The sequence below is a fragment of the Pandoraea fibrosis genome (genome assembly GCF_000807775.2).
Taxonomy (GTDB): domain Bacteria; phylum Pseudomonadota; class Gammaproteobacteria; order Burkholderiales; family Burkholderiaceae; genus Pandoraea; species Pandoraea fibrosis.
Genome location: NZ_CP047385.1, coordinates 2996461 through 3010062, shown reverse-complemented (window position 1 = coordinate 3010062; position 13602 = coordinate 2996461). Strand labels below are relative to the sequence as shown.

The window sequence follows — 13602 nt, the reverse complement described above, 5'->3', positions numbered from 1 at the left end:
CATTGTCCACCCCGACAATTGCAAGCTGTTGACAACCTGCCATCCTCGCTTTCAAGCACCGCTGGCAACGGCTCGCAGCCATCCACACACATCGCTTGGCATCATCGCGAAAACCCGTTAATTCTATAGCACTCCGACGATGAATCCGTACGAAAAAACGGCATGCGTTCGATTTATTACGAATGCCTATTTAATCTATTAACTAGCAGAATGTCTTCTTTTCGTTTATCACCGCTTTATCGGCAAATACCGAAACGCGCGATTACCGAATCTAGCAGTTCGATTTCCACCGGCCGGGAAAACAAATAACCCTGAGCACACAACGGCACGAAATGACGTAGCCAATCGAGCTGCCGTTCGTTCTCCACCCCCTCGACAATCAATTCGATCCCCAACGAGCGCGCAATATTGACGATGTTCGAAATCATGAGACACGATCGCGACGAATCGGGAATCGACTCCACGAACGAACGATCGACCTTGAGCGTGTCGACTGGAAAACGCGTCAGATAGGACAACGACGAATAACCGGTACCGAAATCGTCGAGCGCAATACGCACACCCACGCGCTTGAATTGCTCGATCTTCATTTCCACGAGCGCCGGATTCTTGACCATCACCGACTCGGTAATTTCGAGTTCGAGACGGTTCGGCTCAATCTCGTATTCCTTCATGAGCCGCTCGACCAGCTCACCGATGTCGCCGCGCCAGAACTGCACCGACGAAACATTCACGGCAAGCCGCAGCGACGCCATCGGTGTGCCTCGCCAGGCTTTGAGTTGACGGCATGCCTGCGTCAACACGAACTCGCCGATGGCGACAATCTGCCCGGTCGTCTCCGCCAGCGGGATGAACTCCCCCGCACTCAGCACGCCGCGCTCGGGGTGGCGCCAGCGAATCAACGCCTCCGCGCCGCGCACACAATCGGACTCGAGCGCCACGATGGGCTGGTAAGCGAGAAAGAACTCGCCGTTGGCCAGCGCCTGCTCCATCTGCCGTTCCCATACGACAAGCTGATGCGCCTGATACGTCATCTGCTGCGAATAGACGCGGACGACGCTCTTGCCAGCTTCCTTCGCGGAGTACATCGCAAGATCCGCCTTCTTGATGAGATCCGCCTCGGTCTCGTCCGCCTTCGACCAGAACGTCACACCGATACTCGCGTGCAGCGCAAACGACGTGCCGTCTGCCACCATCGGCGCCTTGAGCGCAGCGAGCAGGGTCTCGCCCAGTGGCTCGGCTTGCGACGGCGCGCTGTCGCCTTCGAGCAGCACCATGAACTCGTCGCCCGCGAAACGCGACAGCATCGCCCCCGGCGGCATGCGCGGTGCAAACCGCTCGGCCACCTGCCGAATGATCTCGTCGCCCTGCGCGTGGCCCAACGTGTCGTTCACGCTCTTGAAGTTGTCGAGATCGATGTGCAGCAACGCAACTTTGCCAACCTGATCGGGATCGGCCAAGGCCCGTCGCAGCGATTCCATCAGGGCATAGCGGTTGGGAAGTCCGGTCAGCGCGTCGTAGGAGATCAGACGCGTCAGTTGCTGGTCGCGACCGATAAGCCGCTGCATCAGATAGGCAATGAGCGCGAAAAACACCACGAGCGCCACCGACACGAAGGTCGCCATCGTCAGATACACGCGCTCGACGTGGCGATACTCGGCCAGCTCCTCATCCATCGACAAACCGACCTGCACTGCCAGCGGGTAGTCACGCAAATGGCGGTACGCCACGATGCGCTCGACACCATCGATGGGATCGCGATGGACACCGGAATTCCGCTGCTCGGCCGCGAACGGCGGCAACTCTCCCGTGCCGGTGATGGCAACGCTGGCACCGGTACTGCGTGCGAGGAGTGCGCCGTCGTCGGCGATCACGGCGATCTGGCCGTACTGGCCCAGCACGGCGTTCGTGTAGAAGTCGGTCGTGAAGTAACTCGGTTCCTGCGATACGACGACCACGCCCGCGAAACTACCGTCGGGAGTATTCAGTCGCCGGCTGAACTGGAGGACCCACTTGTGCGAGACCCGCCCGAACACGGGATGGCTGATGAACAGGCCGTCACTCGCATTGTCCAGATGCACCCGGAAGTGCTCCCGGTCAGCGATGTTCACGCCGGCAGCACCGGGCATCGTCGCGGCGATGACATCCCCCTTCGCATCCGCCACGCTGACCAACACCATGAAGCGATCCGTGACGATGCCTTCGGTCAGCGTGCGCGTCAGCTCGAAATCGCCGCGCCGCCGCTCGTACTCATACTTCACAAAACGCGCGATTTGATCGACCTGACGGATGGCGCGCAGCGTCTGCTGCTCGAGTGCGGTGGCGACGGTGGATGCAGAAGCTGCCGTGTCGCGCAGAATGGCTTTGTGCTCGATGGCGATGCGCCAAAGCACAGCGGTCCAGACGAGGACCAGAATCAGGAAACCGAAAATCAGAATCGCGACGATTGAACGATAAGACGTCGCCCAACGCCAGCGCCGCGCTCCCGTCGTGCTCGGTTCCGCCATAGGTCGAGATCCTTTCAGCCTTTGCGCCCCCGCGCAAGAAGGTCGGTGTTGGCCTGATCGTCAATAGGATCCAAGGGGCATCGCTAACGGACGCCATCGTTTCCGGCAAGTGTAAGGCAATCGAAGCGCCCCCGGAAGTCGTCTGACGTCGCCTCAATCGGGGAATGTATGCCGCTCATCATGCCAGACGAGCACCTCCCTGCCCTAGCCGAGCCATATCTCGGATTACGGACAATTCGGCCGCCCCCGCATTAGGAGAATCCCGAGGTAGGGTGGCCCGGTCAAATGACGTGCCCCCTTCGCCCTGGATAGGGGTGACCGTGGCGATTCGATAGCGAAAAAGCGAACGCGTCGGACATCGACGCGACCGGTGACTCAGGACTTGAGCAGATCGAGGAGAGATTCGAGACGGCGGCGCAAGTCGCCGACGTCGAGCGCGGCGTCGGCTTCGGCCGCTGGCGGCACGCCACCTTCTGCGGCAGCCCCCGCCGAGGCGCGACCGCCACGCGGCGTGTCGGCTTCGAGGCGGTTACGCGCGCCATTGATGGTGAAGCCCTGCTCATAGAGCAACTCCCGGATACGCCGGATCAGCAGGACTTCATGATGTTGGTAGTACCGCCGGTTACCGCGCCGTTTGACTGGGCGGAGTTGCGTGAACTCCTGCTCCCAATAGCGCAGGACGTGCGGCTTGACGCCACACAGTTCGCTCACTTCACCGATGGTGAAGTAACGCTTGGCGGGAATCGGCGGCAAGGCAACGTGATCCATCGCGGCGTTAGCGGAGTCGGACGACGGTTAGATTGCGGACGAAAAACCAGCGGCCGCCACAGAATGCGGCGGCCGGGATTTACTTGCTCACTGCGCCAGACTCAACGATCGACTTGAACTTCTGGCTGGCGTGGAAGGTGACGACGCGACGTGCGGCAATCGGAATCGCCTCGCCGGTCTTCGGATTACGCCCTGGTCGTTGCGGCTTATCGCGTAACTGGAAGTTGCCGAAGCCGGACAGCTTGACGCTGTCGCCCGACTCAAGCGCGTCGCGGATCGATTCGAAGAATGCCTCGACCATATCCTTCGCTTCGCGCTTGTTCAGACCAACGTGCTCGAACAGCAACTCGGCCAGTTCGGCCTTGGTCAGCGTCGGCGCTTCGGTCGAGACCTCGTTCACTTCGCTGCGTCCCAGCGCGATACGCTGCGCTGCAAGCATGGCTTCAAATTCACCAGGATTCATTTCGTTCATACGTCCCACGCGATGGCGATGACAGTGCGATGACCAACTCGCAACCGGATCTTTTAGTGAGTTTCAGGCGCGCAAACGTGCGCCGAACCCTTCTACCCGTTGTACCAGTGCGTTAATGGCGCCCTGGACCGTCTCGTCCTGCAACGTACCCGAGGGGTCTTGCAGAGTAACACGAAACGCCACGCTTTTGTCCTGCGCGCCAAGCGAGCCCGATGCCGTGCCAGCCTTCGGCCGGAACTCGTCGAACAACCGTACCGACTGCACCACGCTGCACGCCGGGTCTTCATCGCGGGCGGCCAGCATGGCATCGATCAGCCCTTGTACCGGCTGCGCCTGATCGACCACGAGGGCGATATCGCGTGTGACCGGCGGGAACTTCGAGATGTCCTCGTAGCTCGCGACGTCGCGCACGAAGAGTGCCTCTGCCTCGATCTCGAACAGCACCGGTGCGTGCGGCAGATCGTACTTTTGCTGCCAACGCGGGTGCAACTCGCCAATGAAGCCCACACGCTTGCCGTCGACTTCGATGGCCGCGCTGCGTCCCGGATGCAGCGCCGGGTGTTCGGCCTTCACGAAGCGTGCCGTGCGCGGCGCCAACAGCGCTTCCAGATCCCCCTTCACATCGAAGAAGTCGACCTGACGCGTAGTAGCCCCCCACTGCTCCTCGAACACCGGACCGTAAGCCAGCGCCGCCACGGTCAACGGCTGGCGATAACCACCGACGCTCAGTTCGCCCGAAGCCACCGTGTTGTCGCGATGGTAGGTACGACCAATTTCGAACACGCGAACGCGCGATGCCTTGCGATTCAGGTTGTAACGGGTGGCCGCAATCAGGCTGCCGATGAGCGTCGAGCGCATCACGGCAAGGTGGCTGGCGATCGGATTGAGCAGCTTGATCGGGTTGTCGTTACCGGCAAAGTCCGCCTCCCACTCGACATCGACGAAGCTGAAGCCGACCGTCTCATGGTAATCGCGCGCCGCCACGGCATGGCGCACGGCGTGCTGCGACCGGCGGCCTTCCTGCGTCGGGCGCATGGCGCTTGCGGCAACCGGCGGATTGGCAGGAATACGATCGAAACCGTAAATGCGGGCAATTTCTTCGATCAGATCTTCTTCGATCTCGATGTCGAAGCGATACGACGGCGGCGTGACTTCGAACACGCCGTCTTGCAGGGTGAACGGCAGACCGAGACGCGTGAAGATAGCGCTCATCTCCTGCTCGGAAACCGGTACACCCAGAATCTTGATCGCACGTGCGACGCGCATCTTCACCGGCTGGCGCTCCGGCAACTTCGCGACGTGATCTTCCAGCGGACCCGCCTGGCCGCCGCAGATCTCGAGCACGAGTTGCGTGGCGCGCTCAAGGGCACGCACGTTTCCGGCGAAGTCGACGCCGCGCTCGAAACGGTGCGACGCATCGCTGGTGAAGTTGTACTTTCGCGCACGGCCCTGAATCGCCTGCGGGAAGAAGAACGCACCTTCGAGGAAGATGTTCTGTGTTTCCAGCCCCGCCTTGGTCGAGTCGCCGCCCATGATGCCGGCCAGACCGATCGGGCCGCTGGCATCGGTAATCGCGAGCACGCTCTCGTCGAGCGTCACGGTCTGTTCGTTGAGCAACTTGAGCGTCTCGCCCGCGCGGCCAAAGCGCACATCGATACCGCCTTGCAGACGGTTCAGGTCATAGACGTGCAACGGCTGACCGAGCTCGAGCATCACGTAGTTGGTGATATCGACGAGTGCGGAAATGCTGCGCTGACCGGCTCGCTCGAGGCGCTCCACCATCCAGCGCGGCGACGGCGCGGCAGCGTTCACATTCCGAATGATGCGGCCACCGAAACGTCCACAGCCTTCCGGCGAACTGATGCGCACCGGCAGCGTGTCGGCGATCGTTGCCGCCTGAGCCCCCTGCCCCGGCAGATCCTTGAGCGGCGCGCCGGTAATCGCGGCGACTTCGCGAGCGATACCGAGCAGCGACAGGCAATCGGCCTTGTTCGGGGTGAGCTTGACGACGAATACCGTGTCGTCCAGATCGAGATACTCGCGGATATTCATGCCGACGGGCGCATCGTCCGGCAGGATCATCAAACCGGCGTGGTCTTCCGAGAGCTTCAGCTCACGTGCAGAACACAGCATGCCGAAACTCTGCACACCGCGCAGCTTGCCGATCTTGATCTGGAACGGCGCACCACCGGCTTCGGCCGGAGGCAAGGCGGCGCCCACGGTCGCGCAAGGCACCTTGATGCCCGGCGCCACGTTCGGTGCACCGCACACGATGGTGAGCGTCTCGCCAGTGCCGGCGTCGACCTGACAGACGTTCAGACGGTCAGCGTCCGGATGACGGGCGACTTCGAGCACCTTGGCCACGACCACGCCCGCAAACGGCGGGGCGACCGGGTCGGTTTCCTCGACTTCGAGCCCGGACATCGTCAGGGCGTGCGCCAACGCGTCCGTCGACAAATCCGGGTCGACCAGGGTACGCAGCCACGATTCAGAGAATTGCATGGATCAGTTCGCTCGCAGTTAAGTCTTCACTTCCGAGGCCCGGTGGCAGCGACTTTGCGCGCCAGCCCGGGGCCATCGGCATCGATTACATGAATTGGCGCAGGAAGCGCAGGTCGTTCTCGTAGAACAGGCGCAGATCCTGAACGCCGTAGCGCAGCATCGTCAGACGCTCAAGTCCCGAGCCGAACGCAAAGCCGATGTAGCGCTCGGGGTCGAGCCCCATATTGCGCACCACCGACGGGTGCACCTGCCCCGAACCGGAAATTTCCAGCCACTTGCCGGCGTTCTTGCCGGTTTCGAACTGCATGTCGATTTCGGCGGACGGTTCCGTGAACGGGAAGTACGACGGGCGGAAACGCACCTGAATGTCGTCGCGCTCAAAGAACTTGCGCAGGAAATCGGTGTAGACGCCTTTCAGATCGGCGAAGCTGATGTCTTCGGCAATCCACAGCCCCTCGACCTGATGAAACATCGGCGAGTGCGTGGCGTCGGAGTCGACACGATACGTGCGGCCCGGTGCAATCACCTTGATGGGCGGCTTGTTCATGCGCGCGTAACGCACCTGCATCGGACTCGTGTGCGTGCGCAGCAGCAGCGGCTTGCCCGCATCGTCGTTACCTTCGACATAGAAGGTGTCCTGCATGGAGCGCGCCGGGTGGTTCTCGGGGCTGTTCAGTGCCGTGAAGTTGAACCAATCGGTTTCGATTTCGGGGCCGTCGGCCACGTCGAAGCCGATGGAACGGAAAATCTGTTCAACGCGCTCCCAGGTGTTGAGCACGGGGTGCAGGCTGCCTGCGCCCAGGCCTCGGCCGGGCAGCGTGACGTCGATGGCTTCGGCGGACAGGCGCGCGTCGAGCAACGCGTCGGCCATGGCCTGGCGGCGCGCCTGCAGGGCGCCTTCGATCTGTTGCTTGGCCGCATTGATCCGTGCGCCTTCGCTCTTGCGCGCTTCGGGATCAAGCTTGCCGAGGCCTTTGAGCAACTCGGTCAGTTGGCCGGTCTTGCCGAGAAAGCGGGCTTTCTCGTTTTCCAGCGCGGCGGCGTCGGGAGCGGCGGCGAACGCACGCTGCGCATCGCTGACGATAAGTTCCAGATCCATATGCTACAGACTCAAGTTAGGCGGTCGAGATGGCCGCATGAAAAGGCGAGCGAAAAACAAAAGGGGGCTCCGATGAGAGCCCCCTCCTGGCGAATGGCGCGCGGTAAAACGCGCTATACGCTATTTACAGCTTAGGCTGCGACGGCGGCTTTCACCTGAGCGACAATCGCGGCAAATGCCGGTTTGTCGTTGATGGCCATGTCGGACAGCACCTTACGGTCGAGTTCGATCGAGGCCTTCTTCAGACCAGCGATGAACACGCTGTAAGTCATACCGTGCTGACGCACACCTGCATTGATACGCGCAATCCACAAAGCGCGGAACACGCGCTTCTTGTTGCGGCGATCGCGATAGGCGTATTGCCCAGCGCGCATAACCGCTTGCTTGGCGATGCGGAAGACGTTATTGCGGCGGCCGCGGAAACCCTTGGCTGCTGCGATGACTTTCTTATGGCGGGCCCGTGCGGTGACCCCACGTTTGACTCGAGGCATATTTCTCTCCTATCTAAGTCGGGGTTTAAGCGAAGGGCAGCATTGCGCGTACGGAGTTCAGATCAGACTCATGAACGCCGACGGCACCGCGCAGGTGACGCTTATTCTTGGTGGTCTTCTTCGTCAAAATGTGACGCTTGAAGGCCTGACCACGCTTAACGGTACCGCCAGGACGCACGCGAAAGCGCTTCTTGGCACCGCTCTTGGTTTTCATCTTAGGCATGAAAAACTCCGAGTTTTTAACATGATCACAGGTGTGACGCCAAAATCGCGCCCCTTGTAGAACCCGGGATCACTTGTGTTCAGGGTCAGACTGCACCCTGCATCGCTGTCACGCCCTGACGGGCAATGACGGCAATTCCTTACCACCCGGCGGTGTCATTCGACACCGCCGCGGCATTACTTCTTCTTGGGCGCGATGACCATGATCATCTGACGGCCTTCCATCTTCGGCATCTGTTCCGGCTGGCCGAACTCTTCGAGATCGGACTTCAGACGTTCCAGCATACGAGCGCCGATTTCCTGGTGGGCCATCTCACGACCGCGGAAACGCAGCGTGATCTTGGTCTTGTCACCGTCTTCGAGGAACCGCTTCAGATTGCGCAACTTGACGTTGTAGTCGCCATCGTCGGTGCCAGGTCGGAATTTGACTTCCTTGATCTGAACAACCTTCTGCTTCAGCTTGTTCTCGTGCGCCTTCTTCTGTTCCGAGTACTTGAATTTGCCGTAATCCATCAAACGGCAAACCGGCGGATTCGCGGTCGGTGCAATTTCCACCAGATCGACATCAGCCTCTTCGGACAGACGGAAAGCCTCTGCCAGTTTCACAATGCCGAGTGGCTCATTGTCGACGCCATTTAGACGCACTTCAGGCGCTGTAATTTCGCCGTTAATGCGATGCGACTTATCGGTAGCGATGTTGCTTATCCTCGAAAAAAGTCAAAAATTTAGCCGCGCTGTCCGACAGGCGTTATTGGAACGTTGCGCATTCCTGCGCAAGACGTTCGATGAGCGCGTCAACGGGCATCACACCCAGATCCACGCCGCCACGGGCACGCACGGCTACCGTATTCGCCTCCTGCTCCTTGTCCCCCACTACAACGAGATAGGGAACTTTCTGCAGCGAGTGCTCGCGTATTTTATAGCTAATTTTCTCGTTGCGCAAATCGCCCCGGACCCTAAGCCCTTGTTCTTTCAACTTTTTCGTCACTTCTTGAGCGTAATCGGCCGTTTTTTCGGCGACATTCATCACAATTACCTGCTCCGGCGCGAGCCAGACCGGCATTGCACCAGCATGGTGCTCGATCAAAATGCCGATGAAACGCTCAAGCGAACCCAAAATCGCACGGTGAAGCATGACCGGGCGCTTGCGGCCATTTTCCTCCGTCACGTATTCGGCGTTCAGGCGCTCCGGCATCGAGAAGTCGACCTGCATCGTGCCGCACTGCCACTGGCGGCCGAGCGCATCCTTGAGCGTGTATTCGATCTTCGGGCCATAAAACGCGCCATCGCCCTCGGCAATGACGAATTCGCAATTCGAACGGCGCAGCGACTCCATCAGCGCAAATTCGGCCTTATCCCAATTCTCGTTCGACCCGACACGGTGCTCAGGACGCGTTGCAACCTTGTAGATCATGTCCGTGAAGCCAAAATCCTTGTACACAGCGTGCAGCAGGGCCGTGTAGTTCACGCATTCGTCGAGAATCTGGTCTTCCGTACAGAAGATGTGGCCATCATCTTGCGTGAAGCCTCGCACGCGCATCAGGCCGTGCAAGCCACCCGACGGCTCATTACGGTGGCATTGGCCGAATTCGCCGTAGCGAAGCGGCAGATCGCGGTAGCTATGCAGCGACGAGTTGTAAATCAAGACATGCCCCGGACAGTTCATCGGCTTGAGCGCGTACGCCCGGTTCTCCGATTCCGTCGTGAACATGTTGTCCTTGTAGTTATCCCAGTGGCCCGACTTCTCCCACAGCGAACGGTCGAGAATCTGGGGCCCCTTCACTTCCTGGTAACCGTTGTTGCGATAGACGCGGCGCATGTACTGCTCGACCTGCTGCCAGAGCGTCCAGCCCTTCGGGTGCCAGAAGACGAGGCCCGGCGCCTCTTCCTGCATATGGAAGAAGTCCAGCGCGCGACCGAGCTTGCGGTGATCACGCTTTTCCGCCTCTTCGAGCATGTGCAGGTACGCGTCCTGATCTTCCTTCTTCGTCCAGGCCGTGCCGTAGATGCGCTGAAGTTGCTCGTTCTTGGCGTCGCCGCGCCAATAGGCGCCAGCGACCTTCATCAGCTTGAAGACCTTGAGCTTGCCCGTAGAGGGCACGTGCGGGCCACGGCAGAGATCCACGAATTTGCCTTCGCGGTACAGACCGATTTCATCCGTTGCCGGGATCGACTTGATAATCTCCGCCTTGTACTTTTCGCCCATCGACATGAACAGGCGCACGGCGTCGTCGCGCGAAAGCACCTCGCGCGTCACGGGCTCGTCCTTCTTGGCCAGCTCGTGCATCTTGTTCTCAATGGCGGCGAGATCTTCCGGCGTGAAAGCGCGATGGAACGAGAAATCGTAGTAAAAGCCGTTCTCGATCACCGGGCCGATCGTCACTTGCGCCTCAGGGAACAGCTCCTTGACGGCGTAGGCCAGCAAGTGGGCCGTCGAGTGACGGATGATGTCCAGGCCGTCGGCGTCCTTGTCCGTCACGATGGCAAGACTCACGTCGTGCTCGATCAGATAAGACGTATCGACGAGCTTGCCGTCAACGCGGCCCGCCAGGGCAGCCTTGGCCAGACCCGCACCGATCGAACCGGCGACTTGCGCCACCGTCAGCGGGGCTTCGTACTGGCGTTGCGAACCATCAGGCAAACGTACCGAAATCATGTCGCACTCCCATGCGCAAAAACGTCACGCGCGGCCAATGCCACGCGGCAAACCACGAAAAAAAACGGCCTCGACTGTTGTCGAGGCCGTCTCTTCATTCCTTACATCCAGACGAAAAACACCCTCGACTTAACGTCGCACCTTCACCACTGTGAAAGTTCGGGCGATCATGAACATGAGTGTTTTTTCCAGCGCCTGTGTCTGCGGGGTCTCGCGGACTGTAATGCATCAAATTCGTTGGTAGGCTCGATTGGACTCGAACCAACGACCCCCACCATGTCAAGGTGGTGCTCTAACCAGCTGAGCTACGAGCCTACTGCAAGAGAACGAGATTCTAGCAAGGTTTCAGCGAGTCGCCAAGCGATTATTGTGCCTGCCGACGAAAAACCGCATTAAACAAGGCGTTTGCGCGTATTCCCTCACACGGCTTTACGTCAGTACGTTGCCCAATTTTGGTTAGCCAACCTGACATCGGTCAGCCACCGATTCCACGCAACTCGCTGATACCGCTGAAACCACCAGCACCCGCCAGCCGCCCCCCTCCTCAGACAACCGCTTACCGCCGACGCGACGACACCACGCCCGCCACCCCGGTGAGTTGGGCAAGCGCACGCTGCAATTGCCCGCCGTCCCTCACTTCCACGGTGAACTGCATGAATGCCTGCGCCCCGCGCGACTGAGTACTGACGCCGGTCACGTTGAGCTTCTCCCGCGAGAACACTTCCGAAATATCGCGCAATAGCCCCTGACGGTCCGTAGCCTCGATCTGGATATTCACCGGATACGCTGCCACACCGCGCCCTTCGAGCACATCTGCCGACCAGGCAGTCTGAATCACCCGCTCAGGCGAACGCGCTTTCATGGATTGAAAACTCGCGCAATCCTGACGGTGAATCGAAACGCCCTTGCCCCGAGTAACGAATCCCACGATCGTGTCCGGTGGCGCTGGCCGGCAGCACTTGGCCAACTGCGTGAGCAACGCGCCGACGCCGACAACCAGCACCCCACTCTTCGCCCCCTGAGCGACACTCGTATCAAGGCTCTTCTTCGCGACAAGTGTGTCCTCGTCACGAGGCTCCGGCCCCGGCAAGTTGCCCGAAAGCGCCTGCTCGACGTGCCGCAGACTGAACTCATCCTTGGCGATGGACGCATAAAGATCGTCCGGCGTCCGGAAACCCAGGCGAGCCGCCAGTTCCTCCAGATTGACCGACGTCTTGCCTTCGCGCTGCAACGTTTTGTCGATGAGCGTGCGCCCGTGGGCAATCGTCTCCTCAAGGTCGATGGCATTGAACCACTGGCGCACCTTTTGGCGTGCCCGATGACTCTGCAGATACCCCAGTTGCGAATTGAGCCAGTCGCGCGACGGCCCCCCCTGCTTGACGGTCACGATCTCGACCGTCTGCCCGTTCTGCAACGGCGTGTTGAGCGGCACCATCGCCCCATCGACGCGCGCGCCGCGACACCGGTGCCCCAGTTCCGAGTGCAAGTGATAGGCGAAGTCGACCGGCGTCGAGCCTTGTGGCAGCGAAATCACGCGGGCCTGCGGCGTCAGCACGTAGATGTGGTCGTCGATGGTCGCGCGCTTGAGCTGCTCCCACGGCTGCACGGCACCTTCCGCGCCCACCGTGTCGGCAACGTCGTCCTTCCACGCCAACAACTGACGCAACCATGCGATCTTCTCGTCGTAAGCCTCGCTCGCAGAAAACGCGCCGCCGTAGCCGCGCTGCCCCGCTTCCTTGTAGCGCCAGTGGGCAGCGATGCCGTACTCGGCAAAGTGGTGCATTTCGTGGGTGCGAATCTGCACTTCGAACGCCCGCCCATCGTCGCCAATCACTACGGTATGGAGCGACTTGTAACCGTTGGGCTTCGGACGCGAGATGTAGTCGTCGAACTCTTTCGGAATCGGCTGCCACAGGTTGTGGACAATGCCCAGCACCGTGTAGCAATCCTTGATGTCGTCGACGATGACGCGAAACGCCCGCACGTCGTACAGCTCGGCAAAGTCGACCGCCTTGCCGCGCATCTTCTTCCAGATGCTGTAGATGTGCTTCGGTCGGCCGGAAACCTCGGCCTTCACCCCGGCTCGCGCCAATTCGTCCTGAAGTCGCTGAATTGCCCCTTCGATAAACGTTTGACGCTCGACGCGCTTCTCTTCGAGCAACTTCGCGATCTGCTTGTAGGTCACCGGCTCAAGGAAGCGGAACGCGAGATCTTCGAGCTCCCACTTCAATTGCCAGATCCCCAACCGGTTCGCGAGCGGAGCGTAGATCTCGAGCACTTCGTGCGGCATGTCCTCGGGCGGCGTCTTTTTCTCTGCCGCATACCAGCGCAGCGATTGCAGACGCGATGCCAGCCTGATCATCACGACACGGATGTCCTGCGCGAACGCAAGCAGCATCTTGCGCAACCCTTCGACCTGCGACTTGCGCTCGGCCGAGGCGTCGCGATCGCGACCGTCGGAAGGCATGGCCTGCGCAGCGCGCGAGCCCGCCCCGGAGAGCCTTTGCAACTTGCGCACGTCAATGACGAGCGCGGCCACTTCGGCACCGAAGGTCTGAGTCAGCGTGGCTTGTGCGTCCGGCAGGAACTCGGCCGCCGAGAACAGCGCTGCGGCCTGATGGGTGGCCTCGTCCACGCGCAGCGTGTCGAGAATGGCAAGCATGCCTCGCGCATGCGCCATGATCGGCTCACCGGACGAGAGCACATGCGCCGCGCACAGCTTCTCGGCAAACGCCAGGGCGTCGCTCAGCGTAGCGGGCAATGGCGGCTCACTGCCGCCCGCCGCCGAATTCGTAGCACCGGGCGCCGTTGTCGAATGAGTGCCTGCGGATGTCGGTGCTTGATGTTGGTTCATGTCGGAACACGGGGCGACGAGCGCCCCTGAT

Annotated in this window: 10 protein-coding genes and 1 tRNA gene; all 11 read right to left on the bottom strand. The window is 60.6% G+C overall.

Features of this window, described 5'->3' with window-relative positions:
* Nucleotides 1-236 precede the first annotated feature (236 nt).
* Entirely contained in the window at nucleotides 237-2507 is a 2271-nt protein-coding gene (locus tag PI93_RS13340) for a bifunctional diguanylate cyclase/phosphodiesterase (RefSeq protein WP_052240970.1), read from the bottom strand.
* A 375-nt stretch (nucleotides 2508-2882) separates the two neighbouring features.
* Nucleotides 2883-3275, bottom strand: coding sequence for a MerR family transcriptional regulator (locus PI93_RS13335; RefSeq protein ID WP_039374114.1), 393 nt, complete (start codon nucleotides 3273-3275; stop codon nucleotides 2883-2885).
* 79 nt (nucleotides 3276-3354) lie between these two features.
* Nucleotides 3355-3747 (bottom strand): integration host factor subunit alpha, encoded by a 393-nt coding sequence (locus tag PI93_RS13330; RefSeq protein WP_039374116.1) that lies wholly within the window; start codon nucleotides 3745-3747, stop codon nucleotides 3355-3357.
* A 63-nt stretch (nucleotides 3748-3810) separates the two neighbouring features.
* A complete protein-coding gene (gene pheT, locus PI93_RS13325; RefSeq protein ID WP_039374117.1) occupies nucleotides 3811-6249 on the bottom strand; it encodes a phenylalanine--tRNA ligase subunit beta in 2439 nt (812 codons plus the stop codon).
* 85 nt (nucleotides 6250-6334) lie between these two features.
* A complete protein-coding gene (gene pheS, locus PI93_RS13320) occupies nucleotides 6335-7348 on the bottom strand; it encodes a phenylalanine--tRNA ligase subunit alpha (protein ID WP_039374118.1) in 1014 nt (337 codons plus the stop codon).
* A 131-nt stretch (nucleotides 7349-7479) separates the two neighbouring features.
* Entirely contained in the window at nucleotides 7480-7839 is a 360-nt protein-coding gene (gene rplT, locus PI93_RS13315; RefSeq protein ID WP_010806048.1) for a 50S ribosomal protein L20, read from the bottom strand.
* Between the two features lie 25 nt (nucleotides 7840-7864).
* On the bottom strand, nucleotides 7865-8062 hold the full coding sequence (gene rpmI / locus PI93_RS13310) for a 50S ribosomal protein L35 (protein ID WP_010806049.1): 198 nt from the start codon (nucleotides 8060-8062) through the stop codon (nucleotides 7865-7867).
* Nucleotides 8063-8238: 176 nt separating this feature from the next.
* Nucleotides 8239-8757, bottom strand: a complete 519-nt coding sequence (gene infC / locus PI93_RS13305; protein ID WP_072617484.1) for a translation initiation factor IF-3 — start codon at nucleotides 8755-8757, stop codon at nucleotides 8239-8241.
* Nucleotides 8758-8809: 52 nt separating this feature from the next.
* Nucleotides 8810-10717, bottom strand: a complete 1908-nt coding sequence (gene thrS, locus PI93_RS13300) for a threonine--tRNA ligase (protein WP_039374122.1) — start codon at nucleotides 10715-10717, stop codon at nucleotides 8810-8812.
* A 238-nt stretch (nucleotides 10718-10955) separates the two neighbouring features.
* Nucleotides 10956-11032: transfer RNA gene (locus PI93_RS13295), tRNA-Val, on the bottom strand.
* A 241-nt stretch (nucleotides 11033-11273) separates the two neighbouring features.
* Nucleotides 11274-13571 carry a RelA/SpoT family protein gene (locus PI93_RS13290; RefSeq protein WP_407945332.1) on the bottom strand — a complete coding sequence of 766 codons (2298 nt, stop codon included), beginning with the start codon at nucleotides 13569-13571 and terminating at the stop codon, nucleotides 11274-11276.
* Nucleotides 13572-13602 lie beyond the last annotated feature (31 nt).

What these genes read in the sequence shown, in the direction of transcription:
- rplT (WP_010806048.1), bottom strand. Translation starts at nt 7,839, where the DNA reads ATGCCTCGAGTCAAACGTGGGGTCACCGCACGGGCCCGCCATAAGAAA.
- pheT (WP_039374117.1), bottom strand. Translation starts at nt 6,249, where the DNA reads ATGCAATTCTCTGAATCGTGGCTGCGTACCCTGGTCGACCCGGATTTG.
- PI93_RS13335 (WP_039374114.1), bottom strand. Translation starts at nt 3,275, where the DNA reads ATGGATCACGTTGCCTTGCCGCCGATTCCCGCCAAGCGTTACTTCACC.
- PI93_RS13340 (WP_052240970.1), bottom strand. Translation starts at nt 2,507, where the DNA reads ATGGCGGAACCGAGCACGACGGGAGCGCGGCGCTGGCGTTGGGCGACG.
- thrS (WP_039374122.1), bottom strand. Translation starts at nt 10,717, where the DNA reads ATGATTTCGGTACGTTTGCCTGATGGTTCGCAACGCCAGTACGAAGCC.
- PI93_RS13330 (WP_039374116.1), bottom strand. Translation starts at nt 3,747, where the DNA reads ATGAACGAAATGAATCCTGGTGAATTTGAAGCCATGCTTGCAGCGCAG.
- PI93_RS13290 (WP_407945332.1), bottom strand. Translation starts at nt 13,571, where the DNA reads ATGAACCAACATCAAGCACCGACATCCGCAGGCACTCATTCGACAACG.
- rpmI (WP_010806049.1), bottom strand. Translation starts at nt 8,062, where the DNA reads ATGCCTAAGATGAAAACCAAGAGCGGTGCCAAGAAGCGCTTTCGCGTG.
- pheS (WP_039374118.1), bottom strand. Translation starts at nt 7,348, where the DNA reads ATGGATCTGGAACTTATCGTCAGCGATGCGCAGCGTGCGTTCGCCGCC.